Here is a 22858-nt window from a genome sequence, read left to right as displayed (position 1 = left end):
AGACAAGCTGTGGGGTCAACACGATTCCCCATCTTGACAGACACCCGGCCCGCCGCCCGCATTTGTCACGTCAGGCAAACCAGTTGTCGCGGTACGTGAGGAGGCACCAGCTCGGGCCGGTGGGTGAGCAGTACGACGGTCCGGTCGCCGGCTGCCGCGAACAGGTCGGCGAGCAACGCCCGGCCGGTCTCCTCGTCCAGGTGCTCGGTCGGCTCGTCCAGGACGAGTACGTCGCGGTCGGCGAGCAGGAGCCGCGCGAACGCGAGCCGCTGGCGCTCACCACCGGACAGCCGGGCGCCGTGCTCGCCGACCATGGTGTCGAGGCCGTCCGGCAGCTTCTCGACGAACATCCCGAGCCGTGCACGATAGAGCGCCTTCCACAGTTGCAGGTCACTCACGCCGGGCTTGGCGAGCAACAGGTTCTCGCGGATGCTCGTGTCGAAGACGTGGCTCTCCTGGGTTAGCAGGCCGACGACAGACCGCACCTGGTCGCCTTCAAGCCTGGCCAGGTCCACACCGTCCAGCAGCACCTCGCCGCCGCGCGGCTCGAGGAACCGCAGCAGTACTGCGGCCAGGGTGCTCTTGCCCGAACCGCTCGGGCCGGTGATCACGACACGGCTCCCGGCGGGCATGTCCAGGCTGAGCCCGTCTAGTACGTCGCCGTCGTCGTACCCGACGCGCAGCAGCTTCACCTGCAGGTCGCGTCCGGTCGGGAGCGGTAGCGGGTCGGTCGGCTCGGTGAGCGCGTCCGGGGTGTCCACGAGTTCATGGACCCGGCCCAGCGCGGCTCGGACTCGGATGGCTAGCTGGGCGGCGGCGGGGATCCCACCGAGTACGTCGGCCAGGGCGAGTGGGGTGAGGACCAGTACTGCGAATACTGCGCCGCCGATGTTCGCCGTACTGCCGAGGACGAGTGCGGCGATGCTGGCGCCGCCGATGCAGACGACGAGTAGGGCGCTGCCGAGGCCGGTGCTCCAGGCAGAGCGGCGTTCGGCTGCGGCCAGGCGGGCGTCGTGGCGGGAGAAGTCGTCCAGAACTGAGTCGACCGCGTTGTAGGCGAGTACGTCGGCTGCGGTGAGCAGGGTCTCGGTGGTGGTGGCTGCGACGTCGCCGCGTGCGCCGGCGATGTTGCGCTCGGCTCGCTGGGCGGTGTGGGCGGTCAGCCACGGTACGACCGTGCAGGCGATCAGGACCGCTAGCGCAACCGCGGCACCGGCTGCTGGGAGCAGAAGGGCGAGGAGGGCTACGGTCGCGGCGGCCGTGATGGCTGCTACCGCGACTGGCAGGAGTACACGCAGCCAGAGGTCGAGGACCGCATCCACGTCCAGCACGAGCCGGGCCAGCAGGTCGCCCTTGCGCTGGGACGTCGGTCCGATCTTCTCCAGTCGACCGGTGACGCGGGCCCGTGTCTCGCCCAGCACCCGGTACGCCGCGTCGTGGCCGACCAGGCGCTCGACGTACCGGAAGACACCGCGGCCGACACCGAACGCCCGCACCGCCACAATCGGCACCAGCAACAGCAGGATCGGAGGCTGGGCGGAGGCAGCAGTAATCAACCAGGCCGAGGTTGCCAGCAGAGCCACCGCCGACCCCGCAGCTGCAACGCCCAACACCAACGCGAGCACCAGCCGCCACCGCACACTCGGCTCCGGTCGCACCAACTGCCATGGCGTGCTCATGCGTTCACCAACTCTCGGGTCCCTACCGAGACTGTTCGGTCGGCGGCTGCTATCAGTGCCGGCCGGTGGGCGACCATCAGGACGGTGCGGCCGGTTGAGCGGAGGCCGGTGATGACGGCTGCTTCGGCGTCCGGGTCAAGACCAGCGGTCGGCTCGTCCAGCAGCAGTACGGGGGCGTCGGTGATGAGAGCTCGAGCTAGAGCGACTCGGCGTTGCTGGCCGCCGGACAGGAGTTGGCCTTGCTCTCCGACGGGCTTGTCCAACGCGAGCTCACCGGCGCCTGCAGTGATGAGGGCGAGGCGGACCTCGTCGTCGGATGCGGTCGGGCAGCCGAGCCGCACGTTGTCGGCGACAGTGCCGAGACGCAGACCGGGGCGCTGAGGCACCCAGGCGAACTGGCGCCGCCACTCGGCGGGGTCGAACTCGTCGGCCGCACTGCCACCAGCTACGACCACACCGCGCTCCGGCTCGACAAACCCAAGCAGCACTGCCAGAGCGGTGGACTTCCCAGCGCCGCTCGGACCGGTCAGCGCCACCACCTCCCCTGGCCGCAGCTCCAGGTCGAACCCGTCCAGCGCCGGCTCATCACGCCCCGGGTACCGCACCGTCACGTCGTACAGCTGCAGTGGACTCACCCGCAGGTCAGGCACATCGGTCCGGTCGCCCCGTACCGGCAGCGGCGTCTCCAGCACTCGGAACACCTCTTCGCTCGCCGCCACACCGTCCGCACTTGCGTGGAACTGCAGTCCGACCTGCCGCAGCGGCAGGTACGCCTCCGGCGCCAGGATCAGGACCATCAAAGCCGTCTCCAACCCCAGCTTCCCGTCAACAAGGCGGAGCCCAACGCCAACGGCGACCAACGCCACGGAGATGCTGGCCAGCAGCTCCAACGCGAACGACGACAAGAACGCCAGCCGCAAGCTCCCCATCGACGCGGCACGGTGCTGATCGGTCACCCGACGTACGGCGGACTCCTGTGCCTTCGCGCGTCCGAACAGCTTCAGCGTGGTCAGTCCGCCGACCACATCAGCGAAGTGATGCGCCAGCACCGCCAGTGCGTGCTGACGCCGCCGACTACGTGCCTGTGTCGCCCAGCCGATCAGCGCCATGAAGATCGGGATCAACGGCAGTGTGACCAGCACAGTCCCCGCGGCGATGAGATCCCCCGTCGCCATCCAGCCGATCACGCCGGCCGGCACCGTCGACGCCAGTACGAGCTGCGGAAGGTAGCGAGCGAAGTACGGGTCCAGGTCGTCCAGTCCCTTGGTGAGCAGCGTTGTCAGCGCACTGCTGCGTTCACCGCTCAGCCACACCGGTCCGAGCTTCAGCGAGTGCTCCAGCACTTGCCGGCGCAGTGTCGACTTCACCGCTGCCGCAGCGCGCTGCGCGACCACCTCCTGCGCCCACACCAGCAACGCCCGCCCCGCAACGACCAGTGCCAACGCCAGCGCCACACCTGCTACGCCACTGCCCCGCAGTACGACGCCTGTGATGCCGTGGGCCAGCAGCACAGCCTGTACGACGATCAGCACGCCACTCGCGACACCGATCAGTACCGACGCGGCGAGGAAGACCCGGGCGCCCCGGGCCCTCCGCAGCAACCGCGGGTCGAGCGGCTTCACGACGCCGCCACCATCACGCGCTTCCGGAACACCCAGTACGTCCAGCCCTGATACACCAGGACCAGCGGGAAGAAGATCCCCGTGATGATCGTCAACGCCTTCAACGTGTACGCCGAGGACGCCGCCTCGACCACGGTCAGCGTCGAGCCGGGCTCCAGCGTCGACGGCATGACGTTCGGGAACAGCGCGACGAACAACGACACGACAGCCAGCCCGATGGCCACCGTCGTACCGATGAAGGCCCAGCCCTCGCGACGCAACAGGTTCGCTACGAGCCCGCCGGCGAACGCAACGACGGCCGCGATCGTGAGGATGATCGAGACGCTGTCGCCGCGCAGCGCCTGCGCCCAGGCCAGGAAGGCGATCGTGAGCACCGCGGCGACGACGCCCGTGCGCGTGGCGAGCCGGTTAGCGCGGGCGCGCAGGTCGTCGGTGGTGCGCAGCGCGAGGAAGATCGCGCCGTGCGTGATGAACACCGCCACGAACGTGAGTCCGCCGAGCAGCGCGAACGGGTTGAGCAGGGTCCCGAAGCTCCCGACGTACTCGTGATCGGCGTCCAGCGGTACGCCGCGCACGATGTTGCCGAAGGCAATGCCCCACAGCAGCGCCGGTAGCAGCGAGCCGATCGTGATCATCAGATCCATCCGCCCGCGCCAGACCGGATCGTCGCGCTTGCCGCGGTACTCCAGTGCGACGCCGCGCACGATCAGCCCGACCAGGATCAGGAACAGCGGCAGGTAGAAGCCGCTGAACAGCGTCGCGTACCACTCCGGGAACGCTGCGAACGTCGCGGCGCCGGCCATGATCAGCCAGACCTCGTTGCCGTCCCAGACCGGCCCGATCGTGGTGATCGCGGCTTTTCGTTCGGGCTCGTTGCGGCCGAGGAAGCGGAACAGCATCCCGACTCCGAAGTCGAAGCCCTCGAGCACGAAGTACCCGGTCCACAGCATCGCGATCGCGATGAACCACACAGTCGTCAGTTCCATCTCGAGCCCCTCAGTACGCGAACGAGAGTGGTTTGTCGGGCCGATCCGGTGAGGTCTCCGGTGGATCGTCGGTCCCGGCCAGCCCGCCGCGGATCGTTCGCAGCATCAGCTTGGTCTCGACGACCGCGAGTACGCCGTACAGCAGGGTGAATCCGACGAGTGACGTGATCACCTCACCGCTCGTCGTACTGGGTGAGACACCCGATGCCGTGGGCAACAACCCGAACACCAGCCAGGGCTGACGTCCGGTCTCGGTGAAGATCCAGCCGAAGGTGTTCGCAATCAGCGGCAACAGCGGCAACGGCGCTGCCAGCCAGATCAGCCAATGCGCGGGCGCTCGGCCGCGGCGCGTCGTCCACAGCAGCCACAGCGCGACCGCGGCTGACAGCATCCCGACACCGATCATCAGCCGGAAGGTCCAGTACGTCAGCGGGATGTTCGGCTTGTACGACCCCGGGCCGTACAGCTGCTCGTACGCGTCCTGCAGCGAGTTGATGCCCTTGACCTCACCGTTGAAGTGCCCGGTGGCGAGGAAGGACAGCAGGTACGGCAGCTTGATCGAGAAGATCTCCTTCGACCCGTCCAGCGTGCCGACGGTGAAGACCGAGAACGACGCCGGCTTCTCGGTCGCGTACAGCGCCTCCGCCGCAGCCATCTTCATCGGCTGTACTTCGGTCATCACCTTGCCCTGCAGGTCGCCGCTGATCGCAACGCCCACGCTGGCCACGAGCACCACCGACGCGCCGATCTTCAGCGCCGACCGGAACACGTCCTTGTCGACCAGCGGCCGACGGATCAGGTGCCACAACGCGACGCCCGCGACGAACGCGCCGCCGACCATGAACGCGGCGAAGATCGTGTGCGGGTACGTCACCAGCACGACCTTGTTGGTCAGCACCGCCCCCAGATCGGTCAACTCGGCGCGACCGCGGGAGGCGTTGTAGCGGAAGCCGACCGGATTCTGCATCCACGAGTTGGCCGCGAGGATGAAGTACGCCGAGAGCTGCGTGCCGAGCACGACCATCCAGATGCAGCCGAGGTGGACGAGTTTGGGCAGCCGTTCCCAGCCGAAGATCCACAGGCCGATGAACGTCGACTCGAGGAAGAACGCGAGCAGGCCCTCGAGCGCGAGCGGGGCGCCGAACACGTCGCCGACGAAGCGCGAGTAGTCGCTCCAGTTCATCCCGAACTGGAACTCCTGCACCAAGCCGGTGACCACACCCATCGCGATGTTGATCAGGAACAGCTTCCCGTAGAACTTCGTCAGCCGCAGGTACTTCTCCTTGCCGGTGCGGTACCACGCGGTCTGCAGGCCGGCCGTGATCGCGACCAGCGAGATCGTCACCGGCACGAAGAAGAAGTGGTAAACGGTGGTGATCGCGAACTGCCACCTGGCCAGATCCAGCGTGTCCATCGGAAGGCCTCCCCAGGCATCCACAACAATCATCTACGACGTTTCGTAGTAGATGTTAGCGCGGATCTACTACGGCGTGTAGTTATACTGGTCACGTGGCGAGTGAGGACAGAGGACCACGGCCCTTGGGAGACCTTGAGCGCCTGGTGATGGAGCAGCTGTGGGCTGCGTCGACGGCGTTGACCGTGCGCGAGGTGCACGAGCGGCTGGCCGGCACCCGGGAGCTCGCCTACACCACTGTGATGACCGTTCTGGACCGGCTGGCGAAGAAGAAGCTGACCGAGCGCGAGCGCGACGGCAAGGCCTGGCGCTACCGCGCTGCCGCGCCACGTGAGGAGCTGGCCGCCGACCTGATGCGGGACGCCCTCGACCGCGCCGGCGACCGGCGCGAGGCACTGGTCCGCTTCGTCGGCCAGGTCTCCGACGAGGAAGCAGCGCTCCTGCGCGAGGCCCTGTCCCGGCTGGACGGTCAGGAGCGGACGGGGTGATCACCCCGGTCCTACTGGCCGTCCTCGCGCTGGTCCTCACCGGCCCCGCACCGGCCGTGCTGGCTCGCGCCAACTGGCCGTACCGGGTCCCGCGCGCCGCGGTGATCCTGTGGCAGGCGATCGCGCTGGCCGCCGTACTGGCTGCGCTGGGTGCCGGCATTGCGCTCTCGTACTCGATCGCGGGCGAGCCCGGTAAACCGAAGTTCGACCCGTCCTCACCGCGGGACCTCGTGGCCGCACTGATCCTCGCCATGACTGCGTCGGTCGTCATCCGGCTGCTCTGGGCTGTCGGGAAGGTCGCAGTCGGTACGAGGGCACGGCGCAAGCGGCACCGCGATCTGGTCGACGTACTCGCCACTCCGGACGGACTGATCCCCGGACTGCGAGTGCTGGCCGAGGAGACGCCGCTGGCGTACTGCCTGCCAGCACTGCGAGGCGCACGGGTCATTGTCTCAGTCGGTGCGCTGGACCGGCTGGACGACAGCGAGCTGAAGGCAGTGCTGGCGCACGAGCAGGCGCATCTGCGGGCACGTCACGACCTGGTGCTCGAGGAGTTCACCGCACTGCACCACGCGTTCCCGCGCTGGGTGCGTAGCGACGTGGCGCTGGAGCAGGCCCGCACGCTGGTGGAGCTCCTGGCCGACGACGACGCGCGCCGCCGCAGCGGCCCCCGCCCACTGGCTCGCGCACTGGTCGCACTGGCCGGCTCACCGGCACCCGAAGCGGCACTGGCCGCGGCCAAGTCCGCAACCGTCCTCCGGGTCGAGCGCCTGGCCGACCCGGCTCCTGACGAGCGCGTGCTCGCCACACTGACGTACGCCGGCGCAGTCACGCTGCTGGTCCTGCCCACGATCACCATCGCCGCCCCGATCGTGAAGGCGATCGTGAAGGCGATCAGCTGATCGTGAAGGCGATCAGCTAGCCGGACGGTAACGCACCAGTACGCCGCCGTTGGCCCACGGGCGCGCCTCGATCAGCTCCAGCTGGACCGGTGGCTCGCCGCTGGGGAACGCACTCTTGCCCGCACCCAGCAGGATCGGGCAGATGCGTAACTGGACTTCGTCGACCAGTCCGGCGCGCAGCAACGACTGGAACAGCGTGATGCTGCCCCACAGGATGATGTCCTTGCCGGTGTCCTCGGCCTTCAGCGCACGCACCGCATCGAGGTCGCGGATCACCAGACCCGGTTCGTAGGACCCCCACGGAGCACTGTCCAGCCTGGTCGACACGACGACCAGGCGCAGCGCGTTCAGCGTCGGCGCGATCGGCTCGTTCGCGGAGGCGTCGGTCGGCCAGTAGCCCGCGAACAACCGGTACGTCTCGGCGCCGAGCAGCATCGTGTCGATGCTCTCGAGCAATCGGAGATTGTCGTCGTCGGCATGGTCTGCGATGGAGTCGAAGAACTCCAGTCCCCCATCAAGCTCGGCGGCGTACCCGTCGAGCGTCACGTACTCCTGGAAGATGAGTCGCCTCATGCCCTGCGACAGTACAGCAGGGACATCACCCGAAGTGTTTACCTTCTCCCCGCGCTACAGCGAGCAGCACCAGGCCCGACAGAACCAGCAGAACGACCATCGTCACAACGAATGTCAGCACTTCTCTCCCCGAATCCCCACGCCCCAACGCGCACCACCAACACTGGCCTGACGCTCCTAGCGCGTCAGAAGTTCCCCGAATGCCTTGGCGATTTCGTCGACCTGCCAAGTCAGCGAGTGCGGCGTCACCACGACCTCGATCCATGACCACCCCGGTACGTCGGCAGACTGCCATGGCGGGCACAACGCCTCGCGGGTCCGCTCCATCCGCTCGACCGTCGTATGCTCGATCGCGTCGGCGGCACGGGGTGCGTACAGCCGGAACGAGTTCGTGTGCGGCGGCTCCGGGAAGACGCGGAAACCCTCGCTCTGCAAGGCCATTGCGACCTCGACCGCTCGCTGGTGCAGGTCGTCCATCAGCGGGAGAACCGTCCGCAGCCCGTCGCGCGCGGACACGGCGTACGGGAAGAGCGAGAACAGGTTGCCGCCGAGCCGGCGCTGCCACCGGCGTACTTCGGCGATGACATCCTCAGGCCCGGCCAGTGCGGCACCGCTGATACCGCCCAGCACCTTGTAGAACGACACGTAGACGGTCGACGCCAGCGCAGCGATCTCAGCCAGGCTGTGATCGAGGTACGGCGTGCTCTCCCACAGGCGAGCGCCGTCCAGGTGCAGTGGTACGCCGCGCTTGGCGCAGTACTCGGAGAAAACGACCAGCTCGTCCCACGTCGGCAGGACGTACCCGGCATCGCGCAGCGGAAGCTCCAGCGTGACCGCGGCCAGCTTGCCCGGGATCGCGGCCAGCTCGTCCGGACGGGGCTGGCGGGGCTCAGACGTCAGCCGCTCGATCCGCAGGTGGTGCACCTCTTCCAGCGCGTTCAGCTCATGCACCAGGAGGTGAGACAGCCCGTGCACGGCGACCCGGCTGGTCCCCGCGCGGTCGGCGTACACACGGAGCACGCTCTGCTGCGCCATGATGCCGGTCGGCAGGAACACTGCTGCCTGCTTGCCCAGCAGCTCAGCTACTTCCTGCTCCAGCGCCGCAACCTCGCCGCCGTTGCCGTACATGTCGACGAGGTCGTCCATGGCGACTTCCGCGAGCCGCTGGAGCCGGTCCGGCGCCGGCACTCGCCGGTTGCCGAGCCAGCGCTCGCAGTTGTCCGCCGCGTTCTTCCGGCGCTCCCGCAGGTCCTCGGAGGTTGTAGTAGCCACGGCCCCATCCTCTCGTGTCCCGCAACTACTTTCAGATCGTGGCTGTGACCACGTGCCTTCCTTGAAGGGTCCTGATCTCAACCGAGTGGACCTTGTCGAGCGGCACCAGCACACCGCCGCCGAACGTGCTGCCGTTCTTGGCTGCCTTCTCGGACACCACCCAACTGCCGGCGGTCCAGGTCTTGCCGGCGCTGTCAGTGACGAGCAGCTGGCACTGGTCTCCGGCCTTCAGGCCCGTGACCTGCACCTGCACCCAGCTCCAGCCGGTCCGCGGCTCCACCGTGGTCGCCATCTTCGCGCCCGTGGTTGTGTCAATGGCGGTGACTTCCTTGTAGCCGGCTGCAGGCTCGGTTGCCTGTGGTGGTGCGGTGGACCGGCCCAGTGCGACGCCGCCGCCGAGCGCACCGCCGACCACGACGAGTGCAGCGGCGGCCACCATCAACCAGCGAGAGCGACTGCGCTTGACCGGGACCGGCATCGGCGGCTCTGCCGACGCCTCACGGACCTCACGGACCTCCCGGAGCGTGCGCTGCAGCAACAGGTCGCCACCCTCCGGCGGCCCTTCCAGGAACGCCTCCGGCGGGACCTCACCGAGGAAGTCCTTCATCTCCTCGAGCTCGGCCAGCTCAGCGCGGCACTCCGCGCACGTGGCCAGGTGCTCGTCTACCTCGGCGACCTCACCGGGTTCCAACGCACCCAAGGCGTAGGCGCCGAGTTGCGTACGGTCATGCTCGTTCATCGGGACACCTCCGCTTCTGTTCCGGCCATCACCGCGCGCAGAGCTCGGAGGGCGTAGTACGAACGCGATTTCACGGTACCGGGTGGGACACCCAGCTCCTTTGCAGCTTCTGCCACGGACCGCCCGCGGTAGTACAGCTGCACGAGTACGTCACGGTGCTCGGGCGACACCTTGTCCAGTGCGTCCATCACGACCATGGTGTTCACCACGGACTCGGAGTGGTCGCTCTGGACCGGCGGCCTGTCCACCACGTCTGCCACTTCGGCGGGACGCACCGCCCGGGCCCGGGCGCGGTCGGTGACGATGTTGCGCGCCACCGTCAGCAGCCAGCCCCGCACCGACCCCCTGCCGGTCGTCAGGTCGCCGGCGTGCTTCCACGCCCGTACCAATGTCTCCTGTACGACGTCCTCCGCCGCGGCCCGGTCTCCGGTGAGACGGGTCGCGTAGGCGAGCAGACTGCGCCCGTGTTCGGCGTACAGCGTGCGGATCAGCGTCTCGGCATCGTCCGGCCCTGGGGTGTCACCCACCAGCCGCACGATACCGGGATTCGCCGGTGCCAACACCAGCAGAGGTTCAGTAGCCGTTGCCATTTCCGGAGCCGCTCGCCTGGGTAGTGATTTTCTTGCCGTCCGCGCCGACGACCCACCACACACCGCCGAAGGCCTGGCCCTTGGCGTCACCGGCCGCGCTGTCACTGGCGAACAGGTAGAGCGGCAGCCCCCCGATGGTCAACTGCTTGCTGCCGTCCGAGCGGGTGATCGTGCTGACCAGCGAAGCGTCGATCCCGGTGAGCTGCGGCGTACCGTCGCCCGCGGCCACCACCGGCCACTTGGACAGGCAGTCGCCCTCGCAGTTGGACTTGCCCGAAGTGTCCTTGTCGAACACGTAAACGGTCCGTCCGTTGCCGTCGACAACAACCTTGCCGAGATCGGTGACGTTGGCCGTCGCGAGCTTCGCCCCAGTTGCGGCCGGCGCCAAGCTGCTGGAGCCCGAACCGGAAGCTGAGCTCGAATCGTCACCACCGCACGCGGTCAGCCCGGACAGGCCAAGCACCGCTGCGCCGATCACGCCGACCGCACTGCTCAGTCGCTTCATCGGACCCTCCTAGGTTGACCGTCGTCACCCCGCAACACGTACGGATTCACGGATCGGTTCAACCCGGAGGGCTATCGTCACCACCATGAGTCAGGAGATTCCAGCCGCGGTCCAGCGCGCGCTCACCGCGATCGACGAGCAGGACAACGACGCTTTCGTGGCAGCGTTCGCCCCGGACGGCTACGTCAACGACTGGGGCCGGGAGTTCCGCGGCCCGGATCAGATCCGCTCCTGGAGCCAGAACGAGCTGATCGGCAAACAGGCCACGTTCACCGACACCCAGGTCACCGTCGCCGGCAACCCGCTGACGATCCTGACCCAGGTCGGCGGGAAGGGCTTCAACGGCCCCTCCCACTTCTCCTTCGCCATCGAGGACGACCAGCTCGCCTCGATGACGATCACGGCCTAGACGGGCTCGGGTTCGCGGATCCGCTGGGAGATGACCGCGGAGACGCCGTCGCCGCGCATGGTGACGCCGTACAGCGCGTCGGCGACCTCCATGGTGCGCTTCTGGTGGGTGATGACCAGGAGCTGGCTGTTCTCGCGGAGCTCTTCGTAGATCTCCAGCAGGCGGCCGAGGTTCGTGTCGTCGAGAGCCGCCTCGACCTCGTCGAGGATGTAGAACGGCGACGGGCGGGCCTTGAACAGCGCGACCAGGAACGCGACCGCGACCAGTGAGCGCTCACCGCCGGACAGCAGCGACAGCCGCTTGACCTTCTTGCCGGGCGGCCGGGCCTCGACGTCGATACCGGTGCCGAGCATGTCGTCGGGGTCGGTCAGGACGAGTCGGCCCTCACCGCCCGGGAACAGCCGGCTGAACACGTGCTCGAACGCGACCTCGACGTCGCGGTACGCCTCGGTGAAGACCTGCTCGACCCGCTCGTCGACCTCCTTGACGATGTCCATCAGGTCGCGGCGGGACTTCCTCAGGTCGTCGAGCTGCTCGGACAGGAAGCGGTGCCGCTCCTCCATCGCCTCGAACTCCTCGAGCGCGAGCGGGTTGATCTTGCCGAGCTGGTTGAGCGCCCGCTCGGCCTGCTTCAGCCGCTTCTCGACCTTGGTCCGGTTGAACGGCTCGCCCTCGAGCTCGAGCGTGCCGTCGTCACCGTCCTTGGGCAGCGGCGGCACCAGCTGATCCGGCCCGTACTCCGTGACCAGCGCGTCGACCTCGATACCGAGCTCGCCCAGCGCCTTTTCGTACAGCTGCTCGAGCCGCATCTTCTGCTCGGCCCGGGCCAGCGCGTCCCGGTGGACCGTGTTCGTGAGCTGCTCCAGCTCGGAGCTCAGGTTCCGCGTCGCGGACCGCGCCTGCGAGAGCGCCTGCTCCCGGTCGGCCCGCTGCGCCTGGATCGCTGACCGCTCGGCCGCCGCCTGCTGCAGCGAGGACTCCAGCCGGGCCAGCACGTGCCCAGCTGCCAGGTGCACGGCCTGCGCTGCGTCAGCCTGACGTGCCCGCCGTGCCGCCCGAGCGATCGCCCTGGCCCGCGCCTCGCGCTCCTGCCGGGCAGCGCGCTCCAGCGAGTCAGCCCGGCCGGCCAGCGCCCGGGCCCGCTCCTCGGTGGTACGCAGCGCCAGCCGCGCCTCCATCTCGGTCGCACGCCCCGCCTTCGCCGCCTCGGCCAGCCGGTCGCGCTCCGACGTGTCCGGCTCGTCGCCGTCGTCGTCGAACGCCTCGGCGTCCATCAGCCGCTCTTCGAGCTCGGCCAGGCCGGACAGGTTCTTGTCGCGCTCCTCTTCGGCTGCGGCGATCGCCTCGCCCATCCGCTGCGCCTCGCCGCGGGACGCCTTCGCCAGCGACCCGAAGTGCGCCAGCTGCTCCGCCACCGCGGCCATCGCCGCGTCGGACTCGTGCAGCCGGGCCAGAGTGATCTCGACGGACTCCTTCTGCCGGGCCCGCTCGTCCTCCAGCCCCTGCAGCTCGAACCGCAGCCGCTCGCTCCGCGCCGTCGCCTCGAGCAGCTTCTCCGCCGCCTCGTCGACCGCGGACTGCACCTCGATCAGGCTAGGCGCCGCGTCCGACCCGCCGTACGCGAAGTGGGCACCCAGTACGTCGCCAGCCCGCGTCGTACACGTCACGTCGGGGAGATTCCGCACCAGGGACTTCGCGGCCGGTACGTCGTCCACCACGGCGACCTTGCGCAGCAGCCGCCGCAGAGCGGGCCGCAGCGTCTCCGGGCAGTCGACGACGTCCACGGCGTACGACGCGCCGTACGGCAGCACCGGCCACAGGGAGTAGTCGTCGGCGGGGGCGTCGCCGAGCAGCATCCCGGCCCGGCCGAGGTCGTGCTGCTTCAAATGGCCGACCGCCTGCAGCGCGGCGTCAGCGTGCGTGACTGCGACCGCATCGGCGGCCTCGCCCAGTGCGGCCGCGATGGCGGTCTCGTACCCGGCGCGCACGCTCAGTAGCGCCGCGACCGAGCCCATCAGGCCGTTGACCTGCTCGGAGGCGGCCAGCAGGGCGCCGGCGCCGTCCTTGCGGTTCAGACCCAGCTCGAGGGCTTCCTTGCGCGCAGCCAGACCGGTGCGCTCGCGCTCGGCATCGCGCTCCTCGGCCCGGAGTTTCGCCAGCCGCTCGTCCATCTCGTCGAGCACCGCCTGCGCGGCCTCGAACTGGTCGTCGAGCCCCTTCTCACCGGCGTCCAGCCCGGCGACCTGGGTCTCCAGCGCAGTGAAGTCGTGCTGCGCCTTGGCGGCGCGGACCTCGGCCTCGTGCATGTTGCTCGCGAGCCGGCCGATCTCGGACTCGGCGGCGGCCGCGCGGCTCTGCAGCGCGTTCACCTGGCCGGTCAGCCGGGCCAGGCCCTCGCGGCGGTCGGCGGCGGCCCGGATCAGCGCGGAGATCCGGCGCTCTTCCTCGGCTTCCTGCGACTCCAACTGCTGGCGGCGCTCGACGGACTCGGCGAGAAGCTCGGAGTGCGCCTCGACCTCGGCCTCGATCTGCGCCTCGGTCTCCCGGACCCGGGCTGCCTCGAGTTCGAGCTCCTCCGGATCCCGGCCGGAGCGCGGCCCGTCGTCGGCCTCGTCGTTCAGCGAGCGGATCCGGTCGGCGGCGATCCGCGCCGTACCTTTGATCTTCTCGCCGAAGCCGGACAGCTGGTACCAGGTGTCCTGGGCGGCCTGGAGCGCCGGTGCGTCCTCGCGGAGCGCGTCCTCGAGCTCGGCCTCCAGCTCGCGGGCCTCCCGCAGCTTCGCCTCGGTCTCGGACCGGCGCTCGGTCAGCGCGGCCTCGTCCCGCAGCTCGGCCTCGAGCGCGGACTGGGCCTGGACGATGTCGTCGGCGAGCAGCCTGGCGCGGCCGTCCCGGACCTCCGCCTGGATCGTCACCGCCCGGCGCGCCACCTCCGCCTGGCGCCCGAGCGGCTTCAACTGGCGGCGGATCTCGGCGATCAGGTCCCCGAGCCGGTGCAGGTTGCCCTCGGTGGCCTCCAGCTTCCGGATCGCCTTTTCCTTGCGCTTGCGGTGCTTCAGGACGCCGGCGGCCTCCTCGACGAACCCGCGGCGGCCTTCCGGCGTGGCACGCAGGATCGAGTCGAGCTGGCCCTGGCCGACGATGACGTGCATCTCGCGGCCGATACCGGAGTCGCTGAGCAGCTCCTGGACGTCGAGCAGGCGGCAGTTCTGGCCGTTGATCTGGTAGTCGGACCCGCCGTTGCGGAACATCGTCCGGCTGATCGTCACCTCGGCGTACTCGATCGGCAGCGCGCCGTCGGTGTTGTCGATGGTGAGCACCACCTCGGCGCGGCCCAGCGGGGCGCGGCCGGAGGTGCCGGCGAAGATGACGTCCTCCATCTTGCCGCCGCGCAGCGACTTCGCGCCCTGCTCACCCATCACCCAGGCCAGTGCGTCGACGACGTTGGACTTGCCGGAGCCGTTGGGTCCGACGATGCAGGTGATGCCTGGTTCGAAGTTCATCGTCGTCGCGGACGCGAACGACTTGAATCCCCGGAGCGTCATGCTCTTCAGGTACAAGGCGAAGCTCTCCAACCCGTGAAAGGACAGACGATACCTAAGGAACCGTCGTAACTGCTCGTGCCGCTACCCGGGGGAAGTAGTTCCGCAGCGCAGTCTACAAACAGATGCGCGTGAACTTGTGGAGGCCGACCGGCAAGACCGCAGCCGACTATAAGGGCAACAGTTGCTGAACAAAGAACCGGCGGAGGCCCGGACGGGGGCCACCGCCGTGGTTGTGCGGACGGTCGAGATGCAATTCTCTGTTGTCGCGGCTAGGGTCCTCAGACCGAAGCGGGGGCGCGCAAAGCCTCGTCGACGGTCAGCAGGCGACCCTCGTGAATCTGTGCGACGAGGTGGTCGTTCTCTGCCTGCAGACGCATCACGTGCGCCTCCAGGTCGGCGACACGCCGATTGAGCAGACGAACCTGCTCGAGCATGCGCGGGTCAGTGCCTCCAAGATGCCCTAGAAGAGCCTTGGCCATTGTGCTGTCCTCCGGAAGGGTTCTGGCCGGGTGCGCTCCAGGTCCTGGTCATGAAGGAGCGCTGAAAATGTGTGCCGTCTTTCAGGGTGACACCGGCGGGGGCGACGGGTCAACCTGGGCCACGTTTATTAACGATACCTCGCTCACCAGCGAACGTGGCGGGGAACGGGCTGACATTTCGGGCACCGGTACGACGAACGGTTCATGAACGGCTCGCGACGGATCGGCCGGCCGTCCCGCGGGCACGGAGATCCCTCCTGCCCGTAGACGTTCAGGCCGCGCTCGAAGTACCCGGATTCCCCGTTGACATTGACGTAAAGCGCGTCAAAGCTGGTGCCACCAACGTTCAGCGCCTCGGCCATCACCTCGTGGGCCTCGCGCAGGATCCCCTTTATTTGCACGGGTTTCAGCGTTTCCGTCGCCCGGGCGTAGTGCAGCTTGGCCCGCCACAACGCTTCGTCGGCGTAGATGTTGCCGATCCCGCTGACCACGGTCTGGTCCAGCAAGGCCCGCTTCAATCCGGTCTTGCGGCGCCTGATCCTGGCCGTCACCGCGTCCGGATCGAACAGAGGATCGAACGGATCCCGGCCGATGTGGGCGATCTCGGCGGGCAGCTCGGCACCGCCCTCGGAGTACGACAGACCACCGAACATCCGCTGGTCCACAAAACGGACCTCTCCGAGGTCGTCCGCAAAGCGGAATCGGACCCGGAGATGCGCCTCGTCGGGCGCGCCGACGGGCTGGACCCGGAACTGGCCGCTCATCCCGAGGTGGGTCAGTACTGCGTCCCCGGACTCCAGCGGGAGCCACAGGTATTTCCCGCGGCGGGCCGGCTCGGCGAACACCTGGCCCTTGAGCCGGGCCACGAAATCGTCCGGCCCGGCGGCATGACGCCGTACCGGGCGGGGGTGCAGGACCTCGACCGCGTCGATGGTCCGGCCGGTGGTGAACTCCGCCAGACCCCGGCGGACGACCTCTACCTCAGGAAGCTCGGGCACCTACGGCTGCTGCGAAGGGTCCGTGCTGTCCGGGTGCGCGGCGCGCAGGGCCTTCCAGGCGGTCTCGGCGGCCTGCTGCTCGGCTTCCTTCTTGCTCCGGCCGATGCCGTGACCGTACGTGTCGGAGCCGATCCGGACCCGGGCCTCGAACGTCTTCGCGTGGTCCGGTCCGGACTCCGCGATCACGTACTCCGGGACGCCGACGCTGAGCTGGGCGACCAGCTCCTGCAGCGACGTCTTCCAGTCCAGGCCGGCGCCGAGCCGGGCCGACGACTCCATCAGGTCGTCGAACAGCCGGTGCACCACCAGGCCCGCGGTCTCGAACCCGCGGTCCAGGTAGACGGCGCCGATCAGCGCCTCGACGCAGTCGGCCAGGATCGACGACTTGTCCCGGCCGCCGGTGGCTTCCTCCCCGCGGCCGAGCCGCAGGTACTTGCCGAGCTTGAGCTCGCGGGCGACACCCGCGAGTGCACGCATGTTGACCACCGCGGCCCGTAACTTGGCCAGCCGGCCCTCGGACAGGTCCGGGTGGTTCCGGAACAGCGACTCCGTGACGATGACGCCGAGCACGGAGTCCCCGAGGAACTCCAGCCGCTCGTTCGTCGGCAACCCGCCGTTCTCGTACGCAAACGAGCGGTGGGTGAAGGCGTGCTCCAGCAATTCGTCAGCCAGCGATACGCCGAGCCGCTCGTTCAGCTCGGCGTAGAGCCCCGTTTCGTTGGCAGAGTTCACTGGGAAGGTTTGCCGTTTAGCTCTCGACGACCTGGCGACGCTCGCCCTTGGCGCCGTACTGGCCGCAGTTGGGGCAAACGGTGTGCTGCAGGTGCTTGGCGCGGCAGGCGGGGTTCACGCAGGTCACCAGCGACGGGGCAGTGGTCTTCCACTGGGCCCGGCGGTTGCGGGTGTTGCTGCGCGACATCTTCCGCTTCGGAACGGCCACGGTTATGACTCCTCGGTTCGGCCGGGGGCTGGTGGACCCGGCCGGCTAGCTGACGTTTGTGTTCAGTTGTGCTGCGGTGGTTCGTCGGTCTGGAGCAGACCGCCGAGGGCGGCCCAACGCGGGTCGACACCGTCCTCGTGCTGGTGGCCGGGATCGTCCGCCAGGCGTGCCCCGCAGTCGGGGCACAGACCCGGACAGTCGTCCGTACACAGCGGCTGGAACGGTAGTGCGAGCACCACCTGGTCCCTCAGCACCGGCTCGAGGTCGATCAGATCGCCCTCCATCCGGCTGGCCTCGTCCGGCTCGGCTTCGCTCTCCGGGTAGACGTACAGCTCCTGGACGTCAGCGAGGAACTCGTCCTCGATATCGACCAGGCACCGCGCGCACTCCCCGACCAGACGGCCGCGGGCCGTACCGGTGACGAGCACCCCTTCGACCACCGATTCCAGCCGTAGATCGAACTGGATCGGATCGCCTTCGGGGACGCCGATCACGTCGATTCCGAGATCCGCCGGCGCCGGAGCCGTGAAAGAGACTTCGCGTTGGGACCCGGCGCGGCGTGTCAGCTCGTGCGTATCGATCACGAGTGGGGACCGCGGGTCCAAGACGCTCAGAGCAAACCTTTCAAGCACGGGCAGGCAGGAACTCGGTCTCGTCGAGACCGGTGATCTACACTACCAACTCCGCGGCGCTGGGCCCAATTCGGGGCCAGCCTAGAACTTGTCCAGTAACCGGGAGTGAACGGCAGGGGTCACGAACGTGCTCACGTCGCCGCCGAGCCGGGCGATCTCCTTGACCCAGCTGGAGGAGATGAAAGCGTTCTCCGGGGCGGTCGGGAAGAAGAGCGTGTCGACCCCGGTCATCCGCCGGTTCAGCTGGGCCATCTGCAGCTCGTAGTCGTAGTCGGCGGCCGAGCGCAGGCCCTTCACGATCACACCGGCGCCCTCGGCCCGGCAGTAGTCGACCAGCAGCCCGTCGAAGGTGCCGACCCGGACGTTCGGGAACGGCGCGATCAGCTCGGTGAGCATCTCGATCCGCTCCTGCGGCTCGAACAGCCGGTTCTTCGACTGGTTCACCCCGGTCGCGACGATCAGCTCGTCGAAGGCGGCGGCCGCCCGGGTGACGATGTCGAGATGCCCGACCGTCGGTGGATCAAAGGTCCCTGGAAAGACCGCCTTAGCCATGGCGGTGACCGTACCAAAGCCGGGCCTCGCCGTACTTGCGGTCTCGTAGCGCGGCGAACCCCTCCGGCCACTCCCACGGCTCCCGCTTGCCCCGCTCGACGACCACCACGGCGTCGTCCGCGAGCCACCCGCGCCCGGCCAGGTCGGTCAGCACGTCCTGCAGCTCAGTGGTCTCCAGCTTGTACGGCGGGTCCGCGAAGACCAGGTCGAACGCGGCCGGAACCTCACCCGCAGTGATCTTCTCCACCGGGCGTGTCACGAGCTTCACGCCGGGCAGGCCCACGACCTTGATGTTGGCCGCGATCACGTCGGCGGCCCTCCGGTCCGACTCGACCAGCATCACGTTCGCCGCGCCACGGGACAGCGCTTCGAGCCCGATCGCGCCCGATCCCGCGTACAGATCGAGCACGGCCAGCCCGTCGAAGCTGCCGAACTCCGACTCCAGCGACGAGAACAGCGCCTCCCGCACCCGGTCCGCGGTCGGCCTGGTCCCGCTCCCCGCCGGTACGGCGATCCGCCGCCCGCCGGCCGCTCCCCCGACTATCCGCGTCACGTCTTTTCCAGGTATTCGGTGGTCTCGGACTCGAGGGCGCTGCGTACGACGGACCTAAGCACCGGGTACTCGGTCAGCTCCGCGTTCACCGAGACGATCGAGTTCGCCACATGCCGCGCGGCGAGGATGATGTCCTCGTCGCGGAGCACGCTGAGCAGCTTCAGGCTGGTCCGGCGCCCGGACTGCGCCACGCCCAGTACGTCGCCCTCGCGCCTGGTCTCCAGGTCGATCCGGGACAGCTCGAAGCCGTCGGTCGTGGACGCGACCGCGTCGAGTCGCCCGTACGAGCGCGACCCCGGCCACAGATCCGTGACCAGCAGGCACAACCCGGGCACCTTGCCCCGGCCGACCCGGCCGCGGAGCTGGTGCAGCTGCGAGATGCCGAACCGGTCGGCGTCCATGATCACCATCGTCGAGGCGTTCGGTACGTCGACACCGACCTCGATCACCGTCGTCGCGATCAGCACGTCGATCTCGCCGGCGGCGAACCGCGACATCACGGCGTCCTTCTCGTCGGCCGGCAGCCGCCCGTGCAGGATGTCGACGCGCAGGTCGTGCAGGATCTCGCCCAGCGCCTCGGCCACCTGCATCACCGAGATCGGCGGACGGGCCTGCTGCTTCTTGCCGCCGGCCTGTTCTTCCTCGCCGGCCGCGAACTCGCCTTCTTCGTCACCGGCGTTCTTGACGTCGTCCCCGATCCGCGGGCACACGACGTACACCTGGTGCCCCTTGCCGACCTCTTCGCGGACCCGGTTCCAGGCGCGCTGCAGCCACTCCGGCTTCTCCTTGGCGGGGACGACCGAGGACTGGATCGGCGAACGCCCGGCCGGGAGCTGGGTCAACGTCGAGACCGCGAGGTCGCCGAACACCGTCATCGCGACTGTCCGCGGGATCGGCGTCGCCGTCATCACCAGGACGTGCGGGGTGTTGTCGCCGGACTTCGCACTCAGCGCGGCCCGCTGCTCGACGCCGAACCGGTGCTGCTCGTCGACCACGACAAGCCCGAGATCCGCGAACTGCACCTTGTCCTCGAGCAGCGCATGCGTCCCCACGACGATCCCCGCGGATCCGCTGGCCGCATCGAGCATCGCCGTACGGCGTCCTGCGGCGTTCAGCGAGCCGGTCAGCAGACCGATCTTGGTGGCATGCTCCGCGCCGCCGAGCATCCCCTGCTCCGCCAGGTCGCCGAGCATCTTCGTCAGCGTCTTGTGGTGCTGGACGGCGAGCACTTCGGTCGGAGCGAGCAGCGCCGCCTGACCGCCGTTGTCGACCACGGACAGCATCGCCCGCAGCGCGACCACGGTCTTGCCGGAGCCGACCTCACCTTGCAGGAGCCGGTGCATCGGGTGCGGACGGGCCAGGTCGGCGAAGATCTCCTCCCCCACCTCGGCCTGGCCCTCGGTCAGCTGGAACGGCAGCCGCTGGTCGAACTCGTCGAGCAGACGGCCCTCGACGCGCGGCCGAGGTACGGCGTTCAGCGCGTCCGTCACCGCCCGCCGCTGGGCGAGGATCGTTTGCATCACCAACGCTTCCTCGAACCGGAACCGTTGCTGGGCGTCGTGGATGTCCTTCTCGGTGTCCGGAAGATGCACCAGCTGCAGGGCTTCGCGCAGGCCGAGCAGCTTCTCGTTGCGCAGGATCAGGTCCGGGATTGGGTCGTCCAGCCGCTCGTCGAGACTGTCCAGCACGATCTTCACCGACCGCTCGATCGTTGCGGTGGGCAACTTCGCGGTGGCCGGGTAGAGCGGGCGGAACGGGCGGGCCCGGCGCTCGATCTCGGCCTCGGTCAGGTCCTCCTCGTCGAGGATCTCGGTGCCGGGGTTCTTCAGCTGCATGGTGGTGCGGAACATCGTCACCTCACCCCAGAACAGGGCTGAGGTGCCGGGCGTGAGCTTCGTCAGGAGCCAGGGCTGGTTGAAGAACGCCGCTTCCAGGTCGTTGCGGCCGTCGGTGACGACGACCTTGGTGATCGTCCGCCGCTTGCGGAACTTGTGGACCTCGTCCGGCCTGATCTCGACCTTGCTGTCCAGCGAGCGGGCGGTGACCTTCTTGACCCGCCCGTTGACGGTGGCCTGGTCGCCGACCTCGAGCTCGTCGAACGGGGTCAGCTCGCCCTTCTTCAGGTACCGCCGCGGGTAATGGCGCAGCAGTTCGCCGACGGTCTCGATCTCGAGCACGTCGGCGAACGTCTTGGCCGTCTTCGCCCCGAGGAAGTCGCGGAGCTTGCGGTCGATGTCGGTCCTCATTCCACCCCGATCAGCAACGGGTACCTGTCCTGCCCTCCGTCGTACACCACGACGTCGACATCTTTGCGTTGCCGGCGCACGTGCCGCTCCACGGCCTCGGCCAGCGCCGGGTCCGCGTCCCGGCCGGTGACGATCGTGAGCAGCTCGCCTCCGCCGCCGAGCAGCCGGTCGACGACGCCTACCGCGGCCGTCTCCAAGTCTTCCGTGATCAGCGCGAAGTCTCCGTCGACCACGCCCAGCGCGTCGCCGATCCGGCACCGGCCGGCCATCGTCCAGGCGTCTTTGATCGCGATGGTCACTGCGCCGTGCCGGGTCTGCCCGGCGGCTGCCGAGAGGTGTACGACGTCGTCGTCGAAGCTGCGCTCCGGGTCGTGGACGGCGATCGCGGCCAGGCCCTGGACCTGCGCGCGGGTCGGGATCACCGCGACCCGGATGCCGTCCTGCCGGGCCGCGGTGGCGGCGGCCTCGGCGACCGCGATCGAGTCCTGGTCGTTGGGCAGGATCACGATCTCGGGCGCCTGGGACTGCTCGATCGCCTGCAACAGCTCGCCGGTCGAGCAGCGCCGGCCGGGACCGCCGCGGATGACCCGGGCGCCGGCCTCGGCGTACAGGTCGGCCAGTCCGTCTCCGGCTACGACGGCGATCACGGCGCGGCCCGGGGCGGGCTCGTGGTGGTGGATCTGGTCGGCGAAGTGGGTAACCCGGATGCGGTGCGGGCGACCGATGTCGATGCCGTGCTCGATCGCGGCGCCGACGTCGTCGGTGTGGACGTGCACGTTCCAGAGCCCGTCGCCGCCGACCACGACGACCGAGTCGCCGAGCGTGGCCAGGCTCTGCCGGAAATCGCCGACCTTGTCGTCGGGCGCGTCGAGCAGATACATCACCTCGTACGCCGGTCCGTCCTGGCTCTCGGCGCTCTCGCCTTGCGGTTCGACCCGTGCCGGCACCACCACGTGGACGTGCTGTCCGGTGAGCACCGATTCCATCGCGCCGAGGATCACCACCAGGCCGGCTCCCCCGGCGTCAACGACGCCTGCGCGCCGGAGTACGTCGAGCTGTTCGGTGGTCTTGGTGAGGGCCTGCCGGGCGGAGGCGACCGCGGCGAGGCAGACGTCTGCGAGTGTCTTCCCGTCGTTCGCGGCCGTCATCGCTCCGGTCGCGGCGGCGCGGGCGACGGTGAGCATCGTGCCTTCGACGGGTTGGGCGACCGCGCCGTACGCGGCGTCGGCGGCGTACTTCAGCGCGTCGGCGAAGGCGGCGGGTTCGCTCATCCGGGGGTCGGTGAGGACGCCGTCGGTCTGGTGGTGCGGGAGGTTCTCGTTGAGACGGAGGCCGCAGGCGCGGATCAGCTGGGAGGTGATCACGCCGGAGTTCCCACGGGCGCCGAGGAGGGCGCCGCGGCCGAAGGCCTGGATCGCCTCGGTGAAGGTCAGCTCGCCCTTGGGCAGGGCGTCGCAGGCGGCTTCCCAGGTCAGGTAGAGGTTGGTGCCGGTGTCGCCGTCCGGCACCGGGTACACGTTCAGTTCGTCGATCTCGGTCCGGGCCCGCGCCAGCTCCGCCAGCGCCGTCCGCGCCCAGGCCCGCAACACCTCGACCGTCAATTCCTCCACGCGGGGAAGGCTAACGCGTACGGAACGACAGGTGGTGGTGCCCTCCGGAGCGGGTTCGGCCGGTTCGCCACGCGTGCACCGGCGTATACGTAGGCGACTACGTCCTGTCGTTAGGTACGGTTCC

The 22858-nt window shown here is 68.9% G+C and carries 22 protein-coding genes; 3 read left to right on the top strand and 19 right to left on the bottom strand.

From position 1 onward, the window contains the following. Positions 1 to 65: 65 nt before the first annotated feature. Genes cydC through EV645_RS37380 form a run of 4 tightly spaced genes read right to left on the bottom strand, consistent with a single transcriptional unit; the run spans position 66 to position 5701 of the window. Positions 66 to 1679 (bottom strand): thiol reductant ABC exporter subunit CydC, encoded by a 1614-nt coding sequence (cydC, locus tag EV645_RS37395; RefSeq protein ID WP_130449199.1) that lies wholly within the window; start codon positions 1677 to 1679, stop codon positions 66 to 68. After that, positions 1676 to 3301, bottom strand: a complete 1626-nt coding sequence (gene cydD / locus EV645_RS37390) for a thiol reductant ABC exporter subunit CydD (RefSeq protein WP_130449197.1) — start codon at positions 3299 to 3301, stop codon at positions 1676 to 1678. The genes cydC and cydD overlap by 4 nt, the downstream gene beginning before the upstream one ends. Next, the gene (gene cydB, locus EV645_RS37385) at positions 3298 to 4287 is read right to left on the bottom strand and encodes a cytochrome d ubiquinol oxidase subunit II (RefSeq protein WP_130449195.1); all 990 of its coding nucleotides are present in this window, start codon (positions 4285 to 4287) and stop codon (positions 3298 to 3300) included. Before cydB ends, cydD begins: the two co-directional genes overlap by 4 nt. Before the next feature lie 10 nt (positions 4288 to 4297). Then, the gene (locus tag EV645_RS37380; RefSeq protein WP_130449193.1) at positions 4298 to 5701 is read right to left on the bottom strand and encodes a cytochrome ubiquinol oxidase subunit I; all 1404 of its coding nucleotides are present in this window, start codon (positions 5699 to 5701) and stop codon (positions 4298 to 4300) included. 125 nt (positions 5702 to 5826) lie between these two features. Here EV645_RS37380 and EV645_RS37375 point away from each other — a divergent pair, with 125 nt between their 5' ends. Continuing rightward, complete coding sequence (locus EV645_RS37375) at positions 5827 to 6189, top strand: BlaI/MecI/CopY family transcriptional regulator (RefSeq protein ID WP_338419177.1); 363 nt, start codon at positions 5827 to 5829, stop codon at positions 6187 to 6189. After that, positions 6186 to 7091 (top strand): M56 family metallopeptidase, encoded by a 906-nt coding sequence (locus EV645_RS37370; RefSeq protein ID WP_130449189.1) that lies wholly within the window; start codon positions 6186 to 6188, stop codon positions 7089 to 7091. Before EV645_RS37375 ends, EV645_RS37370 begins: the two co-directional genes overlap by 4 nt. A 12-nt stretch (positions 7092 to 7103) precedes the next feature. Here the strand turns inward: EV645_RS37370 and EV645_RS37365 are convergent, their stop codons facing one another. The 5 genes from EV645_RS37365 to EV645_RS37345 form a co-directional block, all read right to left on the bottom strand. Further along, complete coding sequence (locus EV645_RS37365) at positions 7104 to 7664, bottom strand: dihydrofolate reductase family protein (protein ID WP_130449187.1); 561 nt, start codon at positions 7662 to 7664, stop codon at positions 7104 to 7106. 177 nt (positions 7665 to 7841) lie between these two features. Then, positions 7842 to 8936 (bottom strand): threonine aldolase family protein, encoded by a 1095-nt coding sequence (locus EV645_RS37360; RefSeq protein WP_130449185.1) that lies wholly within the window; start codon positions 8934 to 8936, stop codon positions 7842 to 7844. 31 nt (positions 8937 to 8967) lie between these two features. Beyond that, on the bottom strand, positions 8968 to 9675 hold the full coding sequence (locus EV645_RS37355; RefSeq protein WP_130449183.1) for an anti-sigma factor family protein: 708 nt from the start codon (positions 9673 to 9675) through the stop codon (positions 8968 to 8970). Further along, positions 9672 to 10202 carry a sigma-70 family RNA polymerase sigma factor gene (locus EV645_RS37350; RefSeq protein WP_242000901.1) on the bottom strand — a complete coding sequence of 177 codons (531 nt, stop codon included), beginning with the start codon at positions 10200 to 10202 and terminating at the stop codon, positions 9672 to 9674. The genes EV645_RS37355 and EV645_RS37350 overlap by 4 nt, the downstream gene beginning before the upstream one ends. Positions 10203 to 10248: 46 nt before the next feature. Further along, entirely contained in the window at positions 10249 to 10770 is a 522-nt protein-coding gene (locus tag EV645_RS37345) for a COG4315 family predicted lipoprotein (protein ID WP_130449179.1), read from the bottom strand. Between the two features lie 85 nt (positions 10771 to 10855). Here EV645_RS37345 and EV645_RS37340 point away from each other — a divergent pair, with 85 nt between their 5' ends. Further along, complete coding sequence (locus EV645_RS37340) at positions 10856 to 11179, top strand: nuclear transport factor 2 family protein (RefSeq protein WP_130449177.1); 324 nt, start codon at positions 10856 to 10858, stop codon at positions 11177 to 11179. Here EV645_RS37340 and smc read toward each other — a convergent pair. From smc to EV645_RS37290, 10 genes are all read right to left on the bottom strand, one after another. Then, positions 11176 to 14724 carry a chromosome segregation protein SMC gene (smc, locus tag EV645_RS37335; RefSeq protein WP_130449175.1) on the bottom strand — a complete coding sequence of 1183 codons (3549 nt, stop codon included), beginning with the start codon at positions 14722 to 14724 and terminating at the stop codon, positions 11176 to 11178. The two genes, EV645_RS37340 and smc, sit on opposite strands and share 4 nt — an antisense overlap. Before the next feature lie 278 nt (positions 14725 to 15002). Further along, complete coding sequence (locus tag EV645_RS37330) at positions 15003 to 15158, bottom strand: hypothetical protein (protein ID WP_233715190.1); 156 nt, start codon at positions 15156 to 15158, stop codon at positions 15003 to 15005. Between the two features lie 188 nt (positions 15159 to 15346). After that, entirely contained in the window at positions 15347 to 16201 is an 855-nt protein-coding gene (mutM, locus tag EV645_RS37325) for a bifunctional DNA-formamidopyrimidine glycosylase/DNA-(apurinic or apyrimidinic site) lyase (RefSeq protein ID WP_130449171.1), read from the bottom strand. Next, entirely contained in the window at positions 16202 to 16933 is a 732-nt protein-coding gene (gene rnc, locus EV645_RS37320) for a ribonuclease III (RefSeq protein ID WP_130449169.1), read from the bottom strand. It abuts the gene before it with no gap. A gap of 16 nt (positions 16934 to 16949) precedes the next feature. After that, positions 16950 to 17141 carry a 50S ribosomal protein L32 gene (rpmF, locus tag EV645_RS37315; protein WP_130449167.1) on the bottom strand — a complete coding sequence of 64 codons (192 nt, stop codon included), beginning with the start codon at positions 17139 to 17141 and terminating at the stop codon, positions 16950 to 16952. Positions 17142 to 17203: 62 nt separating this feature from the next. Next, a complete protein-coding gene (locus tag EV645_RS37310; RefSeq protein WP_242000900.1) occupies positions 17204 to 17725 on the bottom strand; it encodes a YceD family protein in 522 nt (173 codons plus the stop codon). 129 nt (positions 17726 to 17854) lie between these two features. Next, positions 17855 to 18325 carry a pantetheine-phosphate adenylyltransferase gene (gene coaD, locus EV645_RS37305; RefSeq protein WP_130449163.1) on the bottom strand — a complete coding sequence of 157 codons (471 nt, stop codon included), beginning with the start codon at positions 18323 to 18325 and terminating at the stop codon, positions 17855 to 17857. Next, positions 18318 to 18878 (bottom strand): 16S rRNA (guanine(966)-N(2))-methyltransferase RsmD, encoded by a 561-nt coding sequence (gene rsmD, locus EV645_RS37300; protein ID WP_130449161.1) that lies wholly within the window; start codon positions 18876 to 18878, stop codon positions 18318 to 18320. Before rsmD ends, coaD begins: the two co-directional genes overlap by 8 nt. After that, the gene (gene recG / locus EV645_RS37295) at positions 18875 to 21124 is read right to left on the bottom strand and encodes an ATP-dependent DNA helicase RecG (RefSeq protein WP_130449159.1); all 2250 of its coding nucleotides are present in this window, start codon (positions 21122 to 21124) and stop codon (positions 18875 to 18877) included. The genes rsmD and recG overlap by 4 nt, the downstream gene beginning before the upstream one ends. Continuing rightward, positions 21121 to 22734 (bottom strand): DAK2 domain-containing protein, encoded by a 1614-nt coding sequence (locus EV645_RS37290; RefSeq protein WP_130449157.1) that lies wholly within the window; start codon positions 22732 to 22734, stop codon positions 21121 to 21123. The genes recG and EV645_RS37290 overlap by 4 nt, the downstream gene beginning before the upstream one ends. Positions 22735 to 22858: the final 124 nt, after the last annotated feature.

It is taken from the genome of Kribbella rubisoli (assembly GCF_004217145.1).
Classification (GTDB): domain Bacteria; phylum Actinomycetota; class Actinomycetes; order Propionibacteriales; family Kribbellaceae; genus Kribbella; species Kribbella rubisoli.
The sequence above is the reverse complement of the archived record's forward strand: the minus strand, read 5'-3'. Positions and strand labels throughout refer to the sequence as shown.